Origin of the sequence: Pseudomonas sp. IPO3747, from assembly GCF_013385245.1 — a bacterium.
GTDB lineage: Bacteria > Pseudomonadota > Gammaproteobacteria > Pseudomonadales > Pseudomonadaceae > Aquipseudomonas > Aquipseudomonas edaphica.
This window is the reverse complement of the sequence record NZ_JACAQL010000024.1, coordinates 16,177-38,792: the sequence shown is the minus strand read 5'-3', so window position 1 is coordinate 38,792 and position 22,616 is coordinate 16,177. Positions and strand designations below refer to the sequence as shown.

Annotated in this window: 19 protein-coding genes and 1 pseudogene; 17 read left to right on the top strand and 3 right to left on the bottom strand. The window is 60.6% G+C overall.

The genetic code is table 11. From position 1 onward, the window contains the following. Nucleotides 1-13: 13 nt before the first annotated feature. A complete protein-coding gene (locus HX790_RS24950) occupies nucleotides 14-730 on the bottom strand; it encodes an HAD family phosphatase (protein WP_176992338.1) in 717 nt (238 codons plus the stop codon). A 256-nt stretch (nucleotides 731-986) separates the two neighbouring features. Here HX790_RS24950 and HX790_RS24945 point away from each other — a divergent pair, with 256 nt between their 5' ends. The 6 genes and pseudogenes from HX790_RS24945 to HX790_RS24925 all read left to right on the top strand — a co-directional run bounded on the left by HX790_RS24945 (nucleotide 987) and on the right by HX790_RS24925 (nucleotide 6,353). Beyond that, entirely contained in the window at nucleotides 987-1,787 is an 801-nt protein-coding gene (locus tag HX790_RS24945; RefSeq protein WP_017135320.1) for a glucose 1-dehydrogenase, read from the top strand. Next, complete coding sequence (locus HX790_RS24940; protein ID WP_176992337.1) at nucleotides 1,780-3,606, top strand: glycoside hydrolase family 15 protein; 1,827 nt, start codon at nucleotides 1,780-1,782, stop codon at nucleotides 3,604-3,606. Before HX790_RS24945 ends, HX790_RS24940 begins: the two co-directional genes overlap by 8 nt. Before the next feature lie 123 nt (nucleotides 3,607-3,729). Further along, nucleotides 3,730-4,278, top strand: coding sequence for a GNAT family N-acetyltransferase (locus HX790_RS24935; protein ID WP_176992336.1), 549 nt, complete (start codon nucleotides 3,730-3,732; stop codon nucleotides 4,276-4,278). 56 nt (nucleotides 4,279-4,334) lie between these two features. Beyond that, nucleotides 4,335-4,575 (top strand): annotated as a pseudogene (locus HX790_RS29660) (hypothetical protein). Between the two features lie 12 nt (nucleotides 4,576-4,587). Beyond that, nucleotides 4,588-5,217: a BRCT domain-containing protein gene (locus HX790_RS24930; protein WP_169987014.1), complete on the top strand. Its 630-nt coding sequence runs from the start codon at nucleotides 4,588-4,590 to the stop codon at nucleotides 5,215-5,217. A gap of 209 nt (nucleotides 5,218-5,426) precedes the next feature. Then, nucleotides 5,427-6,353: an alpha/beta fold hydrolase gene (locus tag HX790_RS24925; RefSeq protein WP_176992335.1), complete on the top strand. Its 927-nt coding sequence runs from the start codon at nucleotides 5,427-5,429 to the stop codon at nucleotides 6,351-6,353. Here HX790_RS24925 and HX790_RS24920 read toward each other — a convergent pair. Continuing rightward, on the bottom strand, nucleotides 6,323-7,291 hold the full coding sequence (locus HX790_RS24920; RefSeq protein WP_017135325.1) for a GlxA family transcriptional regulator: 969 nt from the start codon (nucleotides 7,289-7,291) through the stop codon (nucleotides 6,323-6,325). The two genes, HX790_RS24925 and HX790_RS24920, sit on opposite strands and share 31 nt — an antisense overlap. Nucleotides 7,292-7,381: 90 nt before the next feature. On the opposite strand from HX790_RS24920, the gene inhA reads away from it, so the two are divergent. Further along, nucleotides 7,382-8,062: an isonitrile hydratase gene (inhA, locus tag HX790_RS24915; protein WP_176992334.1), complete on the top strand. Its 681-nt coding sequence runs from the start codon at nucleotides 7,382-7,384 to the stop codon at nucleotides 8,060-8,062. 50 nt (nucleotides 8,063-8,112) lie between these two features. Here the strand turns inward: inhA and HX790_RS24910 are convergent, their stop codons facing one another. Further along, complete coding sequence (locus HX790_RS24910) at nucleotides 8,113-8,742, bottom strand: LysE family translocator (RefSeq protein ID WP_017135327.1); 630 nt, start codon at nucleotides 8,740-8,742, stop codon at nucleotides 8,113-8,115. Nucleotides 8,743-8,907: 165 nt separating this feature from the next. On the opposite strand from HX790_RS24910, the gene HX790_RS24905 reads away from it, so the two are divergent. From HX790_RS24905 to HX790_RS24860, 10 genes are all read left to right on the top strand, one after another. Further along, nucleotides 8,908-9,429 carry a sigma-70 family RNA polymerase sigma factor gene (locus HX790_RS24905; protein ID WP_370589386.1) on the top strand — a complete coding sequence of 174 codons (522 nt, stop codon included), beginning with the start codon at nucleotides 8,908-8,910 and terminating at the stop codon, nucleotides 9,427-9,429. Beyond that, on the top strand, nucleotides 9,416-10,366 hold the full coding sequence (locus HX790_RS24900; protein ID WP_176992333.1) for a FecR domain-containing protein: 951 nt from the start codon (nucleotides 9,416-9,418) through the stop codon (nucleotides 10,364-10,366). The genes HX790_RS24905 and HX790_RS24900 overlap by 14 nt, the downstream gene beginning before the upstream one ends. 106 nt (nucleotides 10,367-10,472) lie before the next feature. Next, a complete protein-coding gene (locus tag HX790_RS24895) occupies nucleotides 10,473-12,959 on the top strand; it encodes a TonB-dependent receptor (RefSeq protein ID WP_176992332.1) in 2,487 nt (828 codons plus the stop codon). A gap of 431 nt (nucleotides 12,960-13,390) precedes the next feature. Then, complete coding sequence (locus HX790_RS24890; RefSeq protein ID WP_017135331.1) at nucleotides 13,391-14,830, top strand: undecaprenyl-phosphate glucose phosphotransferase; 1,440 nt, start codon at nucleotides 13,391-13,393, stop codon at nucleotides 14,828-14,830. Next, nucleotides 14,830-16,290 (top strand): mannose-1-phosphate guanylyltransferase/mannose-6-phosphate isomerase, encoded by a 1,461-nt coding sequence (locus HX790_RS24885; RefSeq protein ID WP_176992331.1) that lies wholly within the window; start codon nucleotides 14,830-14,832, stop codon nucleotides 16,288-16,290. The genes HX790_RS24890 and HX790_RS24885 overlap by 1 nt, the downstream gene beginning before the upstream one ends. Further along, nucleotides 16,290-17,201 (top strand): glycosyltransferase family 2 protein, encoded by a 912-nt coding sequence (locus HX790_RS24880; protein ID WP_099550091.1) that lies wholly within the window; start codon nucleotides 16,290-16,292, stop codon nucleotides 17,199-17,201. Before HX790_RS24885 ends, HX790_RS24880 begins: the two co-directional genes overlap by 1 nt. Before the next feature lie 6 nt (nucleotides 17,202-17,207). After that, nucleotides 17,208-18,035: a polysaccharide biosynthesis/export family protein gene (locus HX790_RS24875; RefSeq protein WP_017135334.1), complete on the top strand. Its 828-nt coding sequence runs from the start codon at nucleotides 17,208-17,210 to the stop codon at nucleotides 18,033-18,035. Nucleotides 18,036-18,105: 70 nt separating this feature from the next. Then, the gene (locus HX790_RS24870) at nucleotides 18,106-20,085 is read left to right on the top strand and encodes an exopolysaccharide transport family protein (protein WP_176992330.1); all 1,980 of its coding nucleotides are present in this window, start codon (nucleotides 18,106-18,108) and stop codon (nucleotides 20,083-20,085) included. Then, entirely contained in the window at nucleotides 20,085-21,266 is a 1,182-nt protein-coding gene (locus HX790_RS24865; RefSeq protein WP_017135336.1) for a glycosyltransferase, read from the top strand. The genes HX790_RS24870 and HX790_RS24865 overlap by 1 nt, the downstream gene beginning before the upstream one ends. Then, nucleotides 21,263-22,603, top strand: coding sequence for a beta-xylosidase (locus tag HX790_RS24860; RefSeq protein WP_176992329.1), 1,341 nt, complete (start codon nucleotides 21,263-21,265; stop codon nucleotides 22,601-22,603). Before HX790_RS24865 ends, HX790_RS24860 begins: the two co-directional genes overlap by 4 nt. Nucleotides 22,604-22,616 lie beyond the last annotated feature (13 nt).

Sequence of the window (22,616 nt, the reverse complement as noted above, 5' to 3'; positions counted from 1 at the left end):
CTGAGTAGTCATATCACGCTAGCGCCGTGCGTAATTCACGCATATTGGAAAAAGGCAACGCCCCGGCATCAGCCAAAATTAAATGTCGGCCCACGGGCCCAAAACCCAACACGCTTATATTCGCCGCAACCGCCGCGCGAATGCCGGCAACACTGTCTTCAATAACCAATGCATCACGGGGGTCGACGTTATAAGCAGCGCACGCCGTTAAAAATACTAAAGGGTCTGGTTTCCAACGCCCTAACTCATAACAACTGAATATGTGCCCGTCGAAATAAGACAACAGTCCCGTGAGACGTAAACAGTGTTCTATTTTATTACGGGGTGCACTGGAGGCTACGCAAAAAGGTAGCGTCAGGCCCTCCAGTACTTCTCTTATTCCATCGGTAGGTTTTAACTGCGCCGTCAAATCGATTCGTGCACGCTGACGGAAAGCTTCTTCAAACTGACTGTCCAGGCAAATACTCAATACCCGTTCAGCTTCACGTAAGCAGTCGGCAATCTTGCGCCCACGAAAGCGCTCAATAAATTCTACTAAGTCAAGGCCCGTAGCCTCTGGTGCGTCACGACGTGCTTGTTCATTCAGCAGGGAGATCAATACAGACAGGGTGATTTCTTCGCTGTGTACAAGTACACCGTCGCAGTCGAAGATCACTAACTTAGGCACGCCCACGCGGACAGGCGCAGCCTCCTGAACTGGTAGTTCCCCTATAAAGGCCAATGGGTACATGGGCATCTCTTATAGGTATATCCGCGATGACTTCTGAACTACCAGCGGAGCACATTTAGGTGTGCTTATAAGACGCCTAGAGAAAAATCCTGTCAAACGATTTTTAGCGGTTTATTAATTACTTTTAATTATTTATATTGTGTTTTTTATTCCCAAAACCTAAGCACTTCAATCGAAAAACCCATTTGCGACTGCTGAACTTCTACCGACACGTGTCAGTCAGCACAAAGGACTCTCATAGAACGGTGGGTGGGCAATGCAGATCTCCTTGCAGCAACAAGTGGCCCTGGTCACCGGCGCCAGTTCCGGCATCGGCGCAGGCGCAGCCAAGGCGTTGGCCGAAGCCGGCGCGGCCGTGGTGCTCAACTACAACTCCCAGGCGGCGCCAGCCGAAGCCCTCGCTGCGCAGATCAACGCAGGCGGCGGGCGGGCAATTGCCATCGGCGGTGACGTGTCCAAAGAAGCCGACGTGGAGCGCCTGTTCGCCCAGACCCTTGAGGCCTTCGGTCACCTGGACATTCTGGTGGCCAACTCGGGCCTGCAAAAAGACGCCAATCTGGTCGACATGACCCTCGACGATTGGAACACCGTGATCGGCGTCAACCTCACCGGCCAGTTCCTGTGCGCCCGCGCCGCCGTGCGGATCTTCAATCGCCAAGGCATTCGCGACGGCGTCTCGCGGGCGGCCGGCAAAATCATCCATATGAGTTCGGTGCACCAGGTCATCCCGTGGGCCGGGCATGTGAATTACGCAGCCTCCAAGGGCGGTGTGGAGATGCTGATGCGCACCCTCGCCCAGGAAGTCAGTGAACAGCGCATCCGCATCAATGGCATCGCGCCAGGGGCGATTCGCACGGCAATCAACCGTGCGGCCACCGAAGGCGCGGCTGAAAAAGAATTGCTCAAGTTGATTCCCTACGGCCGCGTAGGCGACGTGGAAGACGTGGCCAATGCGGTGGTCTGGCTGGCCAGTGATGCCTCCGACTACGTGGTGGGCAGCACCTTGTTTATTGATGGCGGCATGAGCCTTTATCCGGAGTTTCGTGGCAATGGTTGATTTCAAGAACGAACCCCAAAGCGCCATCGATGCCCATGGCATCATCGGCGATATGCGCAGCGCGGCACTGGTGAACGACACAGGCAGCATCGATTTTTTCTGCTGGCCGGAATTCGACAGTCCATCAATCTTCTGCTCACTGCTGGACACGCCCGAAGCCGGTGTTTTCCAACTCACCCCCGACCTGCCCAACGCACGCCGCGAGCAAATCTACCTGCCCGACACCAACGTGCTGCAAACCCGCTGGCTGAGCGATGAAGCCGTGGTGGAAATCACTGACCTGCTGACCGTTGGCGAAGACGTCGACGACCTGCCGCTGTTGATTCGCCGCGTGCGTGTGGTCAGCGGCAAAGCCACCCTTCACCTGCGCTGCGCCGTGCGCCATGACTATTCCCGCGCACAAACCCAGGCGACGACCGACAACGATGGCGTGCTGTTTACGGCTGACGGCCAGCCCGCCCTGCGCCTGGTCGGTAGCCATCCGCTGAACCTCGAAGACCACGCGGCAGTCGCAAGCTTTAGCCTGAGCCAGGAGGAAGGCGCCGAATTTGTCCTCGGTGGCGCCGACGACCCACGCGTCACCAATGACTGCACCGACCTGTACCTGGAACGCACTCTGAAGTTCTGGCGCGGCTGGATCGCGCAATCAAATTACCGTGGGCGCTGGCGTGAAATGGTCAACCGCTCGGCATTGGCCTTGAAGCTTTTGACCTCACGCAAACACGGCGCAATCATCGCTGCCGCCACCTTCGGCCTGCCGGAATCACCCGGCGGCGAACGCAACTGGGATTACCGCTACACCTGGATCCGCGACGCCTCGTTCACCGTTTACGCGTTTATGCGCCTGGGCTTTGTCGAGGAAGCCAACAGCTACATGCGCTGGCTCAAAGGCCGAGTCAGCGATTGCTGCGGCAAGCCGACCAAAATCAATATCCTCTACGGCATTGATGGGCGCCAGGAGCTGCCGGAAACCACACTCGATCACTTGACCGGGCACGGCGGCGCCAAGCCGGTGCGCGTCGGCAATGAGGCGTTCGACCAGATCCAGTTGGATATCTACGGCGAGCTGATGGACGCGGTGTACCTGGTTAACAAATATGGCGAGGCGATTTCCCACGAAGGCTGGAAACACACGGTGGAAGTGGCCGACCAGGTCTGCGAAATCTGGAACCAGAAAGATGTCGGGATTTGGGAGATGCGCGGCGAGCAGCATCACTTCCTGCATTCGCGGCTGATGTGCTGGGTGGCGCTGGACCGCGCAATCCGCCTGGCCTCCAAACGCTCGCTGCCGGCCCCATTCGCACGCTGGGACCAGACCCGTCAGGCCATCTACGCCGATATCTGGAGCAATTTCTGGAACGAAGAGCGCGGGCACTTTGTGCAACATATCGGCAGCACCGCACTGGATGGCTCGATGCTGCTGATGCCGCTGGTGCGCTTCGTCGCGGCCACCGACCCGCGCTGGCTGTCGACCCTCCAAGCAATCCAGAAAAGCCTGGTGCGTGACGGCATGGTCTATCGCTACCGCAACGACGACAGCCAGATCGACGGCCTGCAAGGCACCGAAGGCGCCTTTACTGCGTGCTCGTTCTGGTACGTCGAATGCCTGGCCCGCGCCGGCCAAGTGGAGAAAGCCCACCTGGAATTCGAACAACTGCTGCGCTACGCCAACCCGCTGGGCCTGTACGCCGAAGAGTTCGACAGCCAGGCCCGTCACCTGGGCAATACGCCCCAGGCGCTGAGCCACTTGGCATTGATCAGCGCGGCGACGTTTTTGGACCGTAAGCTCAGTGGGGAAAAGACCGTGTGGCAACCCTGAGGTGGGCTGTGCACAATGGGCAGTCCCGTCGTTAGACTGCTCGGAAAACTTGGAGGTAGATGTGGGGTGGCATGCTTTTGCCAAAATCATTGATCGCGAGCCGGTTTTCGCGACACTAGCGCCATGAGCGGATTTCCTGCCCTCGCTACCCCGCGCCTGCACCTGCGAGAACTGCAAGTGAGCGACGCCCCCGCGCTGTTCGCCATCCACGCGGATGCCGCGAGCATGCGCTGGTTCGGCGTCGACCCGATGACTGACCTCCCCCAGGCCGAAGCCCTGATCGAAACGTTCGCCCAGTGGCGCACCCACCCAAACCCAGGCACACGTTGGGGCCTTGAACACCAAGGCAAATTGATCGGCAGCTGCGGCCTGTTCAAGTGGAACCGCGTCTGGAACAGTTGCGCGTTGTCCTGCGAGCTGGCACCTGCTGCTCGTGGGCAGGGCTTGATGAACGAAGCCTTGCAGGCCATGCTCGATTGGGGCTTTGAGCATATGCAGTTGCATCGCGTCGAAGCCTTGGTGCACCCGCAGAACACTGCTTCTGTAGCGCTATTGAAACGCCTGGGTTTTAAAACCGAAGGCACATTACGAGACGCAGGGTTCTGGAATGGCCAGCGGCATGACCTGAGGGTGCTGGGGTTATTGGCGCAAGAGTGTATAGACGACCACTGAGAGGCCTATAACGATACCGATGCCACTTAACGCGCCCTGATATTCAAGGAATGAATATGATCCTGTGCCTAGAAAGAGATGTAAGCACACCGATCCGACCTATATTGAGCTGCAGCGAAACGTGGGAAAGCTACGATAAAGGCTTGATCAAATGTTGGGAGGTTGGTCGGGCACTGGCAACTGGATATTGATCCTGAGCAGGAGGTCCCTAAAACGTGCTCGCGTACTCACATAATGGTTACGTTCACGCCCGACAAAGCGAAGTACATCAATCAGACCACGGAATCTGAAGGTTAAGGAGCAGGACGCATGGATCTTCATAAGGAATTCGAGCGAAGCATTTTCTTTCACCAGGCACGTATTGACCGACGCTCTGCCGATGCATTGGTCGGGATTACCGCCGGCTTGACGGCTGATGGCAAAATCAACCAAAGGGAAGCCGAGTTTCTCAAAACCTGGATAGAGACCCATCTGATACAACTTGAAGATCCGGTCGTTAACATTCTTTATCAACGTCTCGCCAATATGCTGAGCGACGGTGTGCTGGATGAAGATGAGTCGAACGAGCTATTGGAAATGCTGCATCAATTCTCGGGCCTTCCAATTGGGGCACCTCAGCGCACGACAGGCGTTAGCAGCCTGCCGTTGAACGACCCGGTTCCTGAGCTCGATTGGCAGGGCAGGGTTTTCCTGTTTACAGGAGTCATGGCATACGGCCCTCGCAAAGACTGCGAGTCGCTCGTACTCGAACGAGGAGGCGTGATCGGAAACTCTGTTAGTAAAAAAGTCCATTTCCTGGTGGTGGGCAGCATTGGCAATGAGCAGTGGCTCCACAGTTCCTACGGTACGAAAATCAAGAAAGCAGTGGCGTTGCGAAACAGCGGCGTTCCCATCGCAATCATCAGCGAAACCCACTGGCAACAGGTGGTGTTCGGTTGAATCCCATCATTTCCATCCTCATTCACGTCCCAGACTGGCGCACCGCAACCGACGGGCTAGACAAGTCAGGCAACTGACTTCAAGCGTGCAATGCACCGTCATCGGCTTGAGCTAGAGTTCCAGCAACGTTGGCCTGACCCTGACCTGTGGCGAGCAAGCTCGCTCGCTACAGGTATCTATCGTTCGATCAATCATTTGGTATTTACACCATGAACCCACTCGCCCAGCTGCTCTACGTGCGCACCTCCATGCTCGACGTGGCCTATGAAGCCCACGGCCCTGAAGACGGCGCGCCGATTATCCTGCTGCACGGTTTCCCCTACGACCCGCGTGGCTACGATGACATCGCGCCGGTGCTGGCCGAGCGTGGCTACCGCGTGCTGGTGCCTTACCTGCGCGGCTATGGCCCGACGCGGTTTATCAATGAGCAGGTCATGCGCTCCGGCCAACAGGCGGCGTTGGCCAAGGATTTGCTGGACTTCATGGATGCCCTTCACATCCCGCAAGCCACTTTGGCGGGATATGACTGGGGTGGCCGCGCCGCGTGTATCGTCGCCGCGCTGTGGCCCGAGCGCGTACGTGGGTTGGTGACGGGAGATGGCTATAACATTCAGGACATCGCCAACTCACTCAAGCCGGGTGCGCCCGAGACAGAGCATCGCTTGTGGTATCAGTTTTACTTTCACACCCAGCGCGGTGTGGACGGTTTGACTGCCAATCGCCGCGAGCTGTGCGAGCTGCTGTGGAAGCTGTGGTCGCCGACCTGGGCCGAAGGGCCGAGCCTCTACGCCAAGACCGCGCCGTCATTTGATAACCCGGATTTTATCGAGGTGGTCATTCACTCCTATCGCCATCGCTTCATGTACGCCCCCGGCGACCCGGCGTTGGAAGCCATCGAACAGGCACTGGCGCTGCAACCGCCGATCTCGGTGCCGAGCATTTCGCTGTGCGGTGCCGATGATGGCGTCGGCCCGGCCCCGGTCGAGGACGACGATGTGGCGTGCTTCAGCGGCGAGTATCGGCGCCAGGTGTTGCCGGGCGTTGGCCACAATGTGTTCCAGGAAGCGCCGCAGGTGACCCTTGAGGCGCTGTTTGAACTGCTCGCTCACGACACCGGCGAAAAGCGTTCGCGGTAAGCCTGGGGCGTCACCGATAACGCGCGCAGAAAGCTGCGGCGCAAGGTTTCTTCGCAGCCGAACCCGCACTGCACGGCAATGCGTTTGATTGACGCCGTGCTGTCGGCCAACTGCCGCCGCGCCGTTTCCACGCGGATCAGTTCGACAGCACGTGCCGGGGTTTGGCCGGTTTCGGTGCGGTAGTGGCGCACAAAACTGCGCTCGCTCATGCCAGCCTGAGCGGCCAACGTGGCGATGTTCAAATCCAGGGTAAGGTTTTCGGCCATCCAGGCGTGCAAGTCGGCAAAACGGCTGTCGCCCTTTTGCAGCGATAACGTCGCGCTGAATTGCGATTGCCCGCCCGGACGCTTGAGGAACACCACCAAATGCCGCGCCACTTCAAGGGCGACGGCGCGGCCCAGGTCTTCTTCCACCAGGGCCAGGCACAGGTCGATGCCGGCGGTGACACCGGCGGAGGTCCACACCGCACCTTGCTGGATAAAGATCGGGTTGGACTCCACCGTCAGCGCGGGAAACTTGCGCGCCAGCTCTTCACAGCGCGTCCAGTGGGTGGCCACGCGGCAGCCGTCGAGCAAGCCGCTGGCGGCGAGCAAAAAAGCCCCGGTGCACACCGACGTCATGCGCCGTGTGTGCCTGGCCTTTTCGCGCACCCACTGCACCAACGCGGGGTCTTCGGCAGCGCCATACACGCCCCAGCCGCCTGCGATCACCAATGTGTCGCAGGGTGTATCCAGCGCGGGCAGCGGCTCGGCCACCAACGCCAGGCCGGCGGAGGTCATCACCGGCGCATCCTGCGCGGCGACCACCGAAACCGCGTAAGGCAACGGCAGGCCGCGCTGGCGCGCCAGGTCATTGGTTGAGGCGAACACCTGCAACGGCCCGGTCACGTCGAGCACTTGGGCATTTTCAAAAGCGAGAACGTGGATGATCCGGGTCATGATTGGCGTGATTTGTGGGCTCAATGGCGTATTCGCCAAAGCCTAGGCCTCTACAGTGAAGCCGTCCACCCCTTTATCGGAGCTTGATTCATGACCTTGCAGATCGGTTTTCTGTTGTTCCCCGGTATCCAGCAGCTTGACCTTACCGGCCCCTATGACGTGCTGGGGTCGCTGCCGGATGTGAAGCTGCATCTGGTGTGGAAAGACCTGGCACCGATCACCTCCAGCACCGGACTGGTGTTCACTCCGACCATGACGTATGCCGACTGCCCGCGCCTGGATGTGCTGTGCGTGCCCGGCGGCTCCGGCGTCGGTGCCTTGATGGAAGACCCGCAAACACTCGACTTCCTCAAAGCCCAGGCGCAGACCGCCCGCTACGTGACCTCGGTATGCACCGGCTCACTGGTGCTCGGCGCGGCCGGTTTGCTGCGCGGCCGTAAAGCCACCACCCATTGGGCTTACCACGACCTGCTCGCCCCGCTGGGCGCCATCCCGGTGCAAGCGCGCGTGGTGCGTGACGGCAACCTGTTCAGCGGTGGCGGGATTACTGCGGGGATCGATTTTGCGTTGACCCTGGCCGCCGAGCTGTACAGCGAAGCCGCCGCAGAGCTTGTGCAACTGCAGATCGAATACGCGCCGGCACCGCCGTTTGACGCGGGCAGCCCGAGCACCGCGCCTGAACATGTGCTGGAAGAAGCCCACAAGCGCACGGCGGAATCGCGTCGGGTGCGCGGTGAAATTGTGGCGCGGGCGGCGGCGCGGCTGGGCTGATGGCACCTGCGCAGCAAATTCTGTGGCGGTAGTGCTGTAATGGCGGTGGGTCAGGCAGGCCGGGACATAAACGCCAACCGCGCCGCCAATAGCGTCAGCACGGTCGCCAGGCCCCATTTCTGCAGCCTGGCGCTGTGGCTGCTGCCCGCAAACACTCGGCTGATCGCCCCGCCAAAAATGCCCAGCAAGGCGTGGAAAACCCCGGCGATCAGGGTCAGAACGCCGCCCAGCACCCACAGCTGCACCGCAATGGAGCCGGCCTCGGGCCTGACGAATTGGGGCAGAAACACCATGAAAAACAGCAACGCCTTAGGGTTGAGCAGACTGTTGAGCATGGCCTGCACAAACACATGCCGTAAACGCACGCGCCGGACCTGGCTCATGTCCAGGCCGGTGTTTTTTTGCAAGGTCTTGAACACCAGCCACAGCAGGTAGATCACCCCGGCGTAACGAATCAAATCAAACGCCGGCGGCCAACTGGCGACCAAGGCGGTGACCCCGCTCGCCGTCAAGGCGGTCAGCAGCAAATCCGCCACGCAGATTCCCAGGCTTGAAGCCACGCCACCGCGCCAGCCATAACTCACGCCATGGCTGATCACAAACGCCATGTTCGGCCCCGGCGACAGCAGCAACAGCAAAACAGCGCCGGAAAACACCGCAAGGGTTGCAAGGTCGATCATGCTCAAGCCCTCCACCAGAGAAAGCCTGCAGATTAAACGGCGCGCCGTGCGGCAACAAAAAATTGTGCTGGATACATTCTTCGCCAACGGTCATGTCGGGTGATTGCTCATTGCCACAACCAACGATTAGAATGCGAAACATTATCAATAATACCCTGCGTCAGGATGACCCTGTTGAGCGACCATCCTCTGGACTCTGCCGCTATCGGCCAGCTCTACCATGCCCATTCTTCCTGGTTGCGCGGCTGGTTGAGCCGGCGTACGGGCTGTCGTGAACATGCCGCTGACCTGGCGCAGGAAACCTTTGTGCGGCTGCTCAACGCGCGCAAACAACAGACCTTGCAACAACCGCGCGCCTACCTGAGCAGCATTGCGCGCAGCCTGATGATCGACCAGTACCGGCGCCGCGAGCTGGAGCGCGCCTACCTTGAAAGCCTGGCGCACTTCCCGCAAGTGGATGTGCCGTCGGAAGAAACCCGCCTGTTGATCCTTGACAGCCTGGAGCGCATCGACCGCTTGCTCGACCAGCTCAAGCCACGGGTGCGCGAAGCGTTTTTGCTGGCGCAACTGGACGGCCTGACCTGCGCACAAATTGCCCTGCGTTTGGGCGTGTCCAAGGCCACGGTTGAGCGCGACCTGGCCAAAGCCCTGCATGCCTGCTACCGGTTACGTTATGCCGAACTTTGACCCGCGCCTGGTCGACCAGGCCATCCAGTGGATGATCCGGCTGCGTTTCAACGTCGCCGATGACGTCAGCACTGCTGCGTTCGAACAGTGGCTGCAGAGCAGCCCCGAGCACCAACGGGTGTGGCAACGGGTGGCCACCATGAGCGATGAGTTCAGCCACGTGCCCGCCGGTGCCGGGCGCCATGCCCTCAACGGCGCACGCCAACGCATCAGCCGCCGTGACACCTTGAAGGTGCTGGGCCTGTTTGCCGGCGCCGCCGGCCTCGCCTGGCTCGGGCGCGACTACACACCCCTGCCCGTGCTGATGGCCGACTACCGCACCGCCACTGGCGAGCGACGCTGGGTGACGCTCAACGATGGCAGCCATATCCAGCTCAACAGCGCCAGTGCGATCGACGTTGCGCTCAGTACCGAACGGCGCCGGGTCCACCTGCGCCAGGGTGAAATGCTGATCAACACCGGCGCCGACAGTCGACCGTTCTGGGTGCAAACCCGTGACGGCTACCTGCGTGCCCTCGGCACGCGCTTTCTGGTGCGCGAAGAAGGCCAAGGCACGTTGCTCGCCGTGCAACAAGGCAGCGTGGCGGTGTATGCCGACCTGCACGACAGCAGCGCGCGCCAACTGATCAACCCCGGCGAACAGGTGCTGTTCGACCGCACCCACCTGCGCCCACCGATCGCCAACGGCCTGGATCCCTGGGCTTGGAGCGACGGCGTGATCAGCGCCCACAACATGCGCCTGGATGATTTCCTCGCCGAGCTGAGCCGCTACCGCAACGGTTTGGTGCGCTGCAGCGAGGCCGTGGCCGGGTTGCGCGTATCGGGCACTTACCAGTTGGATGACACCGACCAGGTGCTCAACCTGGTGGCTCAGTCGCTGGCGGTCAACGTCACCTATCGCAGCCGTTATTGGGTGACGGTTACGTCCCGCGCTTAGTGCATAAAAAATAAATGAGGTTATTTCTCATTGCCGCTCGACCTGTAAGGAAAGGCCGATCAACAGGCCGGTTCTGTTCACTTCCTTAAAGGAGCATCCCGCGGTCATGCAAGCGTTCCCTTCCCAACGTTCCCCCCTCAAGCGCGCGGTGCAGGCCGCCCTGCTGGGCGCCTGCCTGAGCGGCGGCGCCCTGCCGCTGGCCGTGATGGCCGAAACACTCGCCAACGACACCCAGGCACGCGATTGGCAGATTGCCCCAGGTGCGCTGGCCAACGTGCTGGACCAGTTCGCCCGCCAGGCCGGCATCAGCCTGTCCTACGACGCTACCAGCGTCGCCAACAAGTCGAGCCCAGGCTTGAACGGGCGCTATGAGCGCGAGCAAGCCTTGGGCGAACTCTTGCGTGGCCACGGCTTGCAGGCACAACGTCAAGGCGCAAGCACTTGGCTGCTATTGCCACACATCGCCGAGACCGGCGCGCTGAACCTGGGCGCCACCACCGTCACCGGCGAGCGTCTGGGTGCCACCACCGATGGCAGCGGTTCCTACACCACGGGCGCGGTCACCATCGGTAAAGGTCAACACAGCCTGCGGGAAACCCCGCAATCGGTCAGTGTGATGACCCGCCAATTGATGGACGACCAGAACCTCACCACCATCGAAGACGTGATGGAACACACCCCGGGAATCACCGCCTACGCATCCCCCATGGGCGGTAAATATTTCTATTCCCGTGGCTTCAAGATGCTCGGCCAATACCAGTACGACGGCGTACCGCTGGACATGGGCAAAGACTACGTACAGGCCGACAGTTTCAGCGCCAACATGGCGATCTACGACCGCGTGGAAGTGCTCAAGGGCGCAGCCGGCATGCTCAAGGGTGCCGGTACCGCCAGTGGTGCCGTCAATTTTGTGCGTAAACGCCCCCAGGCCAAGCCGACCTCCAGCCTGTCGCTGGCCGCTGGCACCTGGGACAACTACCGGGCCGACGTCGACACCGGCGGCCCCTTGAATGACAACGGCACCGTGCGCGGCCGCGCGGCATTCAGCCAGCAGGATCGCGGTTCCTACATGGATATTTCCAAACGCAAGGACCAGGCCTTCTACGCCGCGCTGGATGTCGACCTCAACCTCGACACCACCCTGGGGCTGGGCGCCAGCTACGAAGACATCGACGCCAGCCCGTGCTGGGGCGGTCTACCGCGTTACAAGGATGGCAAGAGCGCCAAATTGAGCCGCTCCACCTGCCTTGGCCAATCCTGGAACGACTGGCAAAGCCAGCGCGCCACCTTCTTCGCCGACCTCACCCACCACTTCAACGACGACTGGCAACTCAAGGTCGCCGCCGTGCATAGCCGCAACCTGCAAGACACCAAGTACGCCGCCAGCGAAGGCACTATCGCCTATGGTGATCCCGCGCCCACGGCCAATTCCTACGCCGCGCTGATGGACTACGATCACAAGGACTTCGGCCTCGACGCCTACCTGGACGGCAAGTTCGAAGCCTTCGGCCTGGCGCATGAACTGATCATCGGCGCCAACGGCAGCCGTGGCACTCAGGACGACGTCTACGCGATCCGGAATCTGCCGACTCGCCAGAGCATCTATCAACCCGACCACCACTTCCCGGAGCCGGCCAACGACACCTTCTGGCCGAATATGTACCGGGGCGGTACGGTCAAGGAAACCGCCACCCAATACGGCGCCTACGCCACCTTGCGCCTGCGCCTGGCCGAACCGTTGATGCTGGTTCTCGGCAGTCGCGTCAGTTGGTATGAAAACCGCCGTGAGTCCTTGAACCTGGCCTGGGGCGAGTGGGCCGACCAGGATGCGCGGACCAAGGAAACCGGGGTGGTCACGCCGTTTGCCGCGCTGATCTACGACCTCAATGACAACCTTTCGGTGTACGCCAGCTACGCCGATATCTTCCAGCCACAAAGCTCCTACGCCACGGTCAGCGGTTCGGCCCTCAAGCCGAAAATGGGTGAGAATTATGAGCTGGGTATCAAGGGCGAATGGTTTGACGGGCGCCTTAACAGTTCCCTGGCGCTGTTTCGCGCCATCGAAAAAAACGCCGCCCAAACCGATTTCATCACCCGCTGCGGCAGTTCCTCCGACGGCTACTGCTACACCGACACTGGCAAAGTTCGCGCCCAAGGGGTCGAGGCCGAGCTGAGCGGCGAATTGCTTGAACGTCTGCAAGTGTTTGGCGGCTACACCTACACGCAAACCAAAAACCTGAAGAACATCGACAGCGCAGCCGAAGGCGCGGTGTCCAACACCTACGTACCCCGGCATATGCTGCGTTTATGGGGCGACTACCAGTTGGACGGTGCACTGTCAAAATGGACAGTTGGCGCAGGGGTCAACGCCCAGAGCAGTAACTACCGCCTGCAAACCATCAAACTGGAGCAGGCCGGGTATGCGTTGTGGAATGCGCGCATTGCGTATCAGGTGGACGACACCTGGACTGTGGCGCTCAACGGCAACAACCTGTTCGATAAAAACTACTACCAGACCGTGGGTACCTCAGGCTGGGGTAATCTTTATGGAGAGCCGCGCAACCTCACGCTGAGCCTCAAAGGTAACTTCTAAACATCACCAGTCCTTGCACCAGAGCTGGCAAGCCGGCTCTGGTTCGACAACCCCCCTTCCCCCGCCCTGCTTCTGTCAAAAAAAGCTTTTTTCGCTGGCAGGCAAATCCCCACGTTTGTTCCTACACTCCAAAAAGCCATCATCGATTCTCGATTTTTCTGAAAACACGGCCTCTAATGTCAATAAATCGTCATACCATGGGTCTCATGAGAGCCATTGAGGGCGACGGCGAAAAAAAGCCAAAACATTGACACGGAACCTCAAGGAAGCCACTATTTAGCCATCATTCCGTAAATTCCTGCGTCTGAACAGGCATTACGTATTACCCAGCAACTGCAGTTGTTCGATTTGCACCACTTGTAAAGCAAACCTGCCTTATGGATGAGCAAAACGAACAGGAACGTTCTGGTGGTGTATTGAGGATCTGATCTATGCGCGGTAAATCGTCGGTCGATAGCCTGTTTTTGACTCGTCCCGGTTTCGTTGAGTTTTTTGTCGTCTTCGTCAAACTGATCCACGGCCTCACTGCTGTGGTGCCGGCAATTATCCTGTTGTTCTACCCGGAACCTGTCGCCGAGCACATGCGCAACCACTACCTGGGCCTGCTGGTATTCTTTGCGCTCTTGACCATCATTCTGTTCCAGGCCCTGGGGGTGTACTCCGAGGATCTGTTCAGCAATCGCCTGCGTTTTCGCGTGATGCTGGTGGCCTGGGTCTCGGCGTTTTGCATCTTGCTGTTCATGTACCAGATCCTGCTGCTGTTCCCACAGTTGAGCCCACGCAACCTGACGGCCTGGTTCTCCATGAGCCTGGTGCTGTTTGGCGTGGAGCGGATATTGATGCTGCGCCTGTATCGCCATTTGATGAAGAACGGCAAGTTCTTGCAACGTACGGTGATCCTGGGCTTTACCGAGACGGCGGTGCATGTGGCTGAACACCTGTCGCGCAACAGCGATATCCGTTCCGGCCTGATCGGCTTTATCGACGACCGTACCGAGCGCATTCCCAAGGAATTGAGCCGCCTGCCCTTGCTGGGCAATACCCGCGACCTGGAAAAGCTGATCCGCTCCGAACAGGTCAGCCAGGTCATGATCACCCTGCCCTGGGCCGCCGAGCAGCGTATCAACGGGCTGGTCAAGCGCCTGCGGCAGATGTCGGTGAACGTCATGCTGGTGCCCGACATGGCTGCCTTGCGTTATGGGCATAACCGCATCACCGATGTGGGCGGCATCCTGATGTTCAATACCTCACAGTTGCCGCTGCGCGGCTGGTCGCCCTTTATCAAGCGTTGCGAAGACCTGCTGCTGGCCAGCATCGGCCTGTTGTTGCTGTCACCGGTGATGCTGGCGACGGCCATCGCGATCAAGCTCGATTCCAAGGGCCCGGTGCTGTTTCGCCAGAAGCGCTTTGGCTACAACGACAACCTGATCCGGGTGTTCAAGTTCCGCTCGATGTACGTCGAACAGACCGACCTGAACGCCGAGAACCAGACCACACGCCAGGACCCGCGCATCACCCGGGTAGGCAGGATCATTCGCAAGACCAGCATCGATGAGCTGCCACAACTGTTCAACGTGCTGCTGGGCAATATGTCGATGGTCGGCCCGCGCCCTCACGCCACGGCCACCAAGGCCGCCGGGGTTCCGTTCGAGCAAGCGGTCAGCGAATACAGCTCACGCCACCGGGTCAAGCCAGGCATCACCGGCTGGGCACAGATCAATGGCTACCGTGGCGAGACCGACACCCTGTTCAAAATCCAGAAGCGAGTCGAATACGACCTGGAATACATCGCCAAATGGTCGGTGTGGCTGGATCTGTACATCGTTTTCATGACGGTTCCGGCCGTCCTTTCCACCAAGGAAGTCTATTGATGAACCCTCTTAACGGATTGATCCCGTGCATCATCTCCGGTGGTTCGGGCACGCGGCTGTGGCCGGTTTCGCGGCAGAACATGCCCAAACCCTTCATGCGCATGCGCGACGACCAGAGCCTGCTGCAAAAGACCTTCCTGCGCGCCAGCCACTTGCCAGGGGTGGAGAGCATCCTGACGGTGACCAACCGCGACCTGCTGTTTCGCACCCTCGACGACTACCGCGCGGTGAACACCCAGCGATTGGCCCTCGAGCTGCTGCTGGAGCCGTTTGGACGTAACACCGCCGCCGCCATCGCCGTGGCCGCCTTGCATGTGCAGGAGCATTTCAGCGCTGAAGCGCAGTTACTGGTGATGCCCGCCGACCACCTGATCCTTGATGAAGCGTCCTTCGCCCAAGCGGTAGAAAAAGCCCGCGCACTGGCCGAGGCCGGTTACCTGGTGACCTTCGGCATTCAGCCTGACCGTGCCGAAACCGGCTTTGGCTATATCGAACAAGGCGCAGCGTTAGGGGCCGGGTTTCAGGTCCGGCGCTTTGTCGAGAAGCCCGACCTGGCCACCGCCCAAGGCTATTTGGACGGCGGCAAGCACCTGTGGAATGCCGGCATGTTCTGCTTCAAGGCTGCCAGCCTGTTGGAAGAATTGGCCAGCCACGCCCCGGCAGTCCTGGAGGCTGCCAAGGCCGCACTCGAGCACAGCCAGAGCCTGCAGAACAGCAGCAGCCGCCAGCGTGAACTGAGCCCGGAAGGTTTCAGTACCGCGCCGGACATCTCCATCGACGTGGCCCTGATGGAAAAATCCGCAAAGGTCGCGGTCGTGCCCTGCAACATTGGCTGGAGCGATATCGGCTCCTGGGAAGCGCTGCGCCAACTCACCCCCAGTGATGACAATGGCAACCAGATCAATGGCGAGGCGATCCTGCACGACGTGCATAACTGCTACATCGACTCGCCCAAGCGGGTACTCGGTGCAGTGGGCGTGCGCGACCTGATCATCGTCGACACCCCGGACGCACTGTTGATCGCCGACGCCCACCGCAGCCAGGACGTGCGCTATATCGTCGCCGAACTCAAGCGCCAGAATCACCCGGCGTTCAGCCTGCATCGCACGGTCACCCGCCCGTGGGGCACCTACACGGTGCTGGAAGAAAGCACGCGCTTCAAAATCAAGCGCATTGTGGTCAAGCCCAAAGGCTCGCTGTCCCTGCAAATGCACCATCACCGCAGCGAGCATTGGGTAGTGGTCAGCGGCGCAGCGATGATCACCAATGGCGAGCGCGAGATCCTGCTCAACATGAACGAGTCCACCTACATTCCCGCCGGCCACAAACACCGCCTGACCAACCCCGGCATCATCGACCTGGTGATGATCGAGGTACAGAGCGGTGAGTACCTGGGCGAAGACGACATCGTGCGTTATGACGACATCTACGGCCGCGCTCCGGTGGAAGTGAAACCCTGATGCGCACGTCCCTGATCATCCCCACCCGCAACGCGGCCAGCCATCTGGACCGCCTGCTGCCAGCGCTGCGCATGCAGACCTTGCAACCGGACGAGATGCTGGTGGTCGACAGCGCATCGAGCGATGACACCGTGGCGCGCTTTCGCGAGTTTGGCGCGCGTGTGGAGGTGATTGATGCCCGTGACTTCAACCACGGCGGCACACGGCGCTGGGCCAGTGAACAGGTGGGCGGCGACGCTTTGATCGTCATGACCCAGGACGCGATCCCCGCCACGGCCGAGACCTTCGCCAACCTGATCGCCGAATTGCAACGGGAGCCGCTCAATGGCGTGGCCTACGGCCGGCAACTGCCGCACCCCGGTGCAGGGGTGCTGGGGGCACAGTCGCGGCACTTCAATTACCCGGCGGCCAGCCGCAGCAAAAGCCTGGCCGATGCACCGCAGCTAGGGATCAAGACCTGCTTCAGCTCCGACTCGTTTTCGGTGTACCGGCGCAGCGCCCTGCAGGCGGTGGGTGGTTTTCCCCAGGATGTGATTGGCAGCGAAGACGCCTACGTCGCCGCACGCATGTTGCTGGCCGGCTACCAGGTGCGCTACGCCGCCAGCGCGCAGGTGTATCACTCCCATGATTACCGCTTGCTGGACGAGTTCAAGCGCTACTTCGATATCGGTGTGTTCTACGGCCGCGAGGCGTGGATTCGCCAGGCGTTCGGCGACGCCGGCGGCGAAGGTAAACGTTATGTGCTGGCCGAACTGCGCGCATTGCGCGAGGCCAACGCGCTGCACCGCGCGCCGGAAGTGGTGGTGCGCAGCGCCTTTAAATTGCTGGGTTATCGCCTCGGCCACCTTGAACGCCACTTGCCCAACGCGCTTAAACGGCGCCTGGGCATGTTTTCCACCTACTGGACTTGAGCCGTCATGAAGACTACCAACCGACGTTCCCGTCTTACCCTGCTCAGCCTCTTGAGTGCCTCAATCTGGCTGGCGGGCTGTTCGACCCCCGCGCGGGTGCCGCTTCCTGACAACAATACGCTCAAGGCCGGCCATCAAGCGGCGCTGACCCTGGCCGACCTGCCACCGCCGCAGGTGCTGATCCAGACCGGCGACTCGCTGCGGATCGTGCGCGATGCCCAGGAGCCGGCGGCGGCCGATGACATGACCGTATTCGTCGTGCGCCCCGACGGCGTGATCTCGGTGCCCAATATTGGCCGGGTCAAGGCCGCCTTGCGCACGCCCGAAGACCTGGGCAAGGAAATCACCGAGAAGTACAAGCGCATCTACCGCGAACCGGCGGTGACGGTGAACATCGCCAGCGCGCCGAGCAACAAGGTGTTTATCGGCGGTGCGGTGTCCAACCCGGCGTTTTTCGACTTGGCCGGCAACGTCAGCGTCGAGCAGGCGCTGCTCAGTTCCGGTGGTGTATTGCCCTCGGCGGATGCCTCCAACGTGGCCTTGCTGCGCACCGGGCCAGATGGCAAGTACAGGACGTACTTCATCAGCCTGGAAAGCATGTTGACCAACCCCAATCACCCGCGGGTGGCGTTGCAGCGCGGCGATTTGATCTTCGTGCCGCAGTCGGGCATCGGCGCGACGGTGGAGGCCGTGGATATGTACTTCACCAAGCTGTTTCCGATCAACAAGGGGATTGGCATTGGCTTGAATTACGACCTGAACAAGAGCGACGTGAAAAACAGCGGCAACACCATCTACAACAACCCAACCATCAACACAGGCCAAGGATTATGAAGCGGGCGTCGTATCACTCGAACCAAGCGTTCCCGTTTTTCGTAAACCCCATATGCAATGGAGTGATCCTGTGATCGAAATCCGCTCTCTTCGCGACCTGCTGCGGCTGTTTTTCATCTACCGCCGCGAATTCAAACTGGCAGTGATCACCACGATCGTCGTCGCGGTGCTGGGTGCCTTCCTGTTGCCGGCTCGCTACGAGTCCGACGCGCGCTTGCTGGTCAAGCCGGGGCGGGACAACACCACCTTGCCGATCGAAGCCGCCAACCGCCAGACGCTGATTGCCCCGAGCACCCAGCACGACCCGATTGTCGACGAAGAAAAAATGCTCACGGGCCGGCCCATCGTGCATATCGTTGCCGAGCGCTATATGGCGATGACCTCCGAGCCGCCGCAGGGCTTCTGGAAGGTCACCAAGTTCTACGTCAAGAAGGGCGTTGGCGAAGTCGTCAACGGCGTGCGCAGCGTGCTGCAGTTCGTAGGCCTTGCCGAGAAACAAAGCCCGCTGGAGCGCCTGGCGACCTCGCTGGAGAAGAACTTCAAAGCCGCTCACGAGCCAGGCTCTTCGGTGATCGAGATTTCCTTTACCTGGGACGACCCGGCGGTGGCGCAAAAAGTCGTCGAAGAATGGGTCAACGCCTACCTTGAGGAACGTGCGCGGATTCTCGGGCGCAAGAGCCTGCATACCTTCTATGAAACCGAACGCGCCAAGGTGGCGGAAAATATCCAGAGCCTGAAGGACCAACTGCAAGTCCGTTTGAAGCAGATCGATTCGATCAGTGTCGATGCGCGCCTGAAGAACCTCACCAGCCAGATCGACCGTGTCACCGACGCCAAGGTCAGCGCACAAAACCAGATCTCGGGCATTCGCAGCCTCCTGGCCAACGCCAGCCAGCAGATCAAGAGCCAGCCGGCAGACGTGGTGACGATGCGCGAAACCAGCCTCAACCCCACCCAACTGGACCTCAAGCGTCAGCTCAATGCGCTGCAAGTGGAACGCGCACGCCTGTTGCGCACCTACCTGCCGGGCACGCCGCAGGTCAATCAGATCGAGCAGAATATCCGCGACATCGAAGCCCTCAGCGCTCAGGAAGCCTCGCGCCTGGAACGCTCGCAAAACACCGCGCCCAACAGCCTGGTGATCAACATCAAGCAGCAAGTGATCGACGCCCAATTACAAGAGCGCAAACTGGCCGGCGAAATCGAGAACTACGACAAAACCCTTGCCGAGCTGCGCGACCAGCGTGACAAGGCGATGACCGATGAGCCGGAACTCAACAAGCTGAGCCAACAACTGCGCGCCGCCGAAAAAAGCTACGCGTTGTACTCGGACAACCTTGAACAGGCGCGAATCGATCATGAACTGGACAACAGCCAGATCAGCAACATCGCCCTGATCGAACACGCCACCCTGAACCCGTCACGTGTGTTTCCCAAAAGCCTGCTGATTCTGTTGTTCGCCATTCCCGCCGGCGTGGCCGTGGGCTTCTTGACCATTTATGTGCTGTACCTGCTGGACCAACGCATCCACGATGGCACACGCTTGCAGGAGATGTTCCAGGTGCCGTTGTGGAGCAGCATCCCCGACGTGCAAGACGCCACGCCGGCCGCCGTCACCGCCAGCCTCTATCGCTTGTACAGCCTGCTGCCCCTGGAGCGCATCGCCAGTGAAGGCTTTGCCCTGGGCCTGACCTCGGCGCGGCATGGCGAGGGTGTGACGTTTATCATCGAGCAGCTCAAGCGCCTGCTGGAAGAACGTGGCCATCGCGTCTCGGTCGACGGGGCGAACGCGCCCACGGCGGGTGAAGTGCTGTTGCTGGATGCCTCGGCCTTGTCATCCAACCCGCAGGCCTTCCTGACGCTGCGCCGTGCCGACCAGATCGTGCTGGTGATCGAAGCCCGCACCAGTACCGTACCGACCATCGAAAACGCGGTGTCGCTGCTGACCACCGCGTTCGGCAAAGTCGACGGCATGATCCTCAACCGCCGCCGCTTCGAGGTACCGGCCAAGGTCCTGGCGCGGATCAACAGCTGGCGCGGTGCGGCCTGATGCGTATTGCATTGCTGGCACCTCTGCCGCCGGAGCAGACCGGGATCGCCGATTACGCCGCGCATTTGCGCAACGCGTTGATCGAACTGGGCCTTGAAGTGGTGACCCCCCTCGCGGGTTGCCAGGACCTGGCTGAACAGTTGCGGCGCTTGCAAGCCTTTGACTGGCACGGTGTGGATCTGGTCCATGCCGAACTGGGAGGTGGGCGCTTCGGTGAGTTCCAGGCGCTTGACTACCTGCGTCGGGCACAACCACAACTGCCGTTGACCGCTACGGTGCATGACCCGGAGCGCTTGATCTGGCGCCGGGCCAAGCTGTTTTTCCCCTTGACCCTGCTTGAACGCCTGCCCCACCCGTTGCCCCAGGCGGCGGCACTGCTGGCCGACCCGCTGACCTTGCACGAAGAACGACGCCTGGCCAAAGGGATGCGCCGGCTGATCACCCTCACCCACCTGGGAGGCGACTGCCTGCGCCAACGCATGGGCCTGCGTCCGCAGCAAGTGGCGGTGATTGCTCACGGCAACCTACCCATCGCGGCCCAGGACTTGCCGCCACTTGCGCCGTTGCGTCTGTTGTATTTCGGCTTTATCTATCGCGGCAAGGGCATTGAGGACCTGCTCCAGGCCCTGGCCCAGTCACTGGCCACCCACCCGCAATGCCGAGGCCAGGTGCGCCTGACCCTGGCCGGCGGCACCGCCCCGGAAATGACCTTCGACCCGGCCGGCAACTACCTCGACGGCCTGCGCCAACAGATCATCGCGCTGCACCTGGAGGATGTGGTGGACTGGCAGTTGGACCTGCCATCAGCGCAGATCGCCGCTACGATCCAGGCGCACCATGTGATGGTGCTGCCCTACCGCGAATCGAAAAAACTCGGTTTCCTGGGACAGATGCGTGGCACCAGTGGCGCGCTGTCATGGGCCAATGCCTGCGGGCGCGGGGTGATCACCTCCAATGCGCGTGCCTTTGCTGAAGAGGTGGCCGGCGGCAATGGCATCACCTATCAGCAGGGCGATATCGATTCCTTGAGCAACGCCTTAAACCGCTTGATCCTCGACCCGCAGCAGGCCCGGCAATGGGCTACCCGGGCAGCGGAAATCGGCCACCAACGCCAGTGGGCCACCACGGCCCGACGTTTTGCCGAATTATTTCGGGATGCTTGTGAGGAGCCGTTGCGATGAATATTTCATCTGTTCGCCCGATGTGGCGCTATCTGCCGCTGGTGCTGGCAATCGCCGTGGGTGGCGCCCTGCTGTCGAGTGAAAAAGTCGATGCGCAGCCGGTGAACCTGACCCCGGAGCGCAGTGTGGTATGGAAGGACTTCCTCGGCGTGAACGCGCACTTTCTGTGGTTCACGCCCGAGCAGTACCGCCAGCAGATCACGCAATACAAGAAACTTGGATTGCAATGGGTGCGGGTCGACCTGCACTGGGATCGCCTGGAGCCCACAGAAGACGGTTATCAACTCAGCACCTTCGATGAACTGGACCGCACCCTGAGCGCTGAAAAAATCCGCTCGGTGTTTTACCTGGTGGGCTCGGCGCCCTTTATCACCACCGCCCCCAAGGGCGCGAAGTTCCAGGACCAGTATCGCCCGCGGGACCCCGAAATCTATGCGCTGCGCCTGGCACTCCTGGCCAAGCGCTACCCCAATATTGATGCCTGGCAGGTATGGAACGAGCAGAACCTGCCGAACAACTGGCGCCCCGAAGTCAACGCCAAGGAGTACGGGCAATTGTTATTGGCCAGTCACCAGGCGTTGAATATTGCCGCGCCCGGCAAACTGCAGGTCATGGGCGGCATGGCGTACTACAGCCAAATGCCGCCGCGTGGCAAAACCCTGATGTTCGAAGCGCTCGGCGCGCTGGGCGTGCAAAACCTGGGCATGGTCGCGGCCTATCACCCTTATTCGATGACCCCGGAAACCGATGAACCGGGCAAGAACGAAGTGCTGCTGCGCGGTGATCAACTCAATACCATGCTGCACGGCGCCGGGATCAAGAACGTATGGGCTACCGAGTGGGGCTGGTCCAGCTATGCCGGCCCCAAAGAGATGCAGGACCTGATCGGTATCGACGGGCAGGCCGACTACACCTTGCGCCGTCTGGCGTTGATGGCGTCCCAGGACTATCAGAAGATTTTCCTGTTCGCGCTGTCCGACCTCGACCAACGCGCCTCGCCACGCGACCAGCATTACGGCCTGCTGAACCTGGACGGCGAACCCAAGCCGGTGTACACCGCCCTCGCCCGCTTCCTTGAGATCACCGGTCCCTCTCTTAAACCCGGCACCACGCCACAACTCAAGGACGTGCCGGACAGTTTCTACAGCGTGGCCTGGACACGGCCTGACGGAAAACACCTGTTGATGTACTGGAGTGCCGAAGGCAGCAGCATCAGCCTGCCGGATATTAAACGCGCAGAACTGCTGGACCCGCTGACCGGAGCCCGGCAAACCCTGAGCGACGACAACGGTATTCGCCCAGTGGTGAAGCCGAGTTTGCAGATACTGGTGTGGTAGCCCCGGGCATGGA

Bases quoted from the DNA above. Each gene is read 5' to 3' on its own strand.
- HX790_RS24890 (WP_017135331.1), top strand. From the start codon at position 13,391: ATGCGCGGTAAATCGTCGGTCGATAGCCTGTTTTTGACTCGTCCCGGT.
- HX790_RS24950 (WP_176992338.1), bottom strand. From the start codon at position 730: ATGTACCCATTGGCCTTTATAGGGGAACTACCAGTTCAGGAGGCTGCG.
- HX790_RS24905 (WP_370589386.1), top strand. From the start codon at position 8,908: ATGACCCTGTTGAGCGACCATCCTCTGGACTCTGCCGCTATCGGCCAG.
- HX790_RS24930 (WP_169987014.1), top strand. From the start codon at position 4,588: ATGGATCTTCATAAGGAATTCGAGCGAAGCATTTTCTTTCACCAGGCA.
- inhA (WP_176992334.1), top strand. From the start codon at position 7,382: ATGACCTTGCAGATCGGTTTTCTGTTGTTCCCCGGTATCCAGCAGCTT.
- HX790_RS24900 (WP_176992333.1), top strand. From the start codon at position 9,416: ATGCCGAACTTTGACCCGCGCCTGGTCGACCAGGCCATCCAGTGGATG.
- HX790_RS24945 (WP_017135320.1), top strand. From the start codon at position 987: ATGCAGATCTCCTTGCAGCAACAAGTGGCCCTGGTCACCGGCGCCAGT.
- HX790_RS24885 (WP_176992331.1), top strand. From the start codon at position 14,830: ATGAACCCTCTTAACGGATTGATCCCGTGCATCATCTCCGGTGGTTCG.
- HX790_RS24920 (WP_017135325.1), bottom strand. From the start codon at position 7,291: ATGACCCGGATCATCCACGTTCTCGCTTTTGAAAATGCCCAAGTGCTC.
- HX790_RS24940 (WP_176992337.1), top strand. From the start codon at position 1,780: ATGGTTGATTTCAAGAACGAACCCCAAAGCGCCATCGATGCCCATGGC.
- HX790_RS24895 (WP_176992332.1), top strand. From the start codon at position 10,473: ATGCAAGCGTTCCCTTCCCAACGTTCCCCCCTCAAGCGCGCGGTGCAG.
- HX790_RS24860 (WP_176992329.1), top strand. From the start codon at position 21,263: ATGAATATTTCATCTGTTCGCCCGATGTGGCGCTATCTGCCGCTGGTG.
- HX790_RS24865 (WP_017135336.1), top strand. From the start codon at position 20,085: ATGCGTATTGCATTGCTGGCACCTCTGCCGCCGGAGCAGACCGGGATC.
- HX790_RS24925 (WP_176992335.1), top strand. From the start codon at position 5,427: ATGAACCCACTCGCCCAGCTGCTCTACGTGCGCACCTCCATGCTCGAC.
- HX790_RS24935 (WP_176992336.1), top strand. From the start codon at position 3,730: ATGAGCGGATTTCCTGCCCTCGCTACCCCGCGCCTGCACCTGCGAGAA.
- HX790_RS24875 (WP_017135334.1), top strand. From the start codon at position 17,208: ATGAAGACTACCAACCGACGTTCCCGTCTTACCCTGCTCAGCCTCTTG.
- HX790_RS24880 (WP_099550091.1), top strand. From the start codon at position 16,290: ATGCGCACGTCCCTGATCATCCCCACCCGCAACGCGGCCAGCCATCTG.
- HX790_RS24910 (WP_017135327.1), bottom strand. From the start codon at position 8,742: ATGATCGACCTTGCAACCCTTGCGGTGTTTTCCGGCGCTGTTTTGCTG.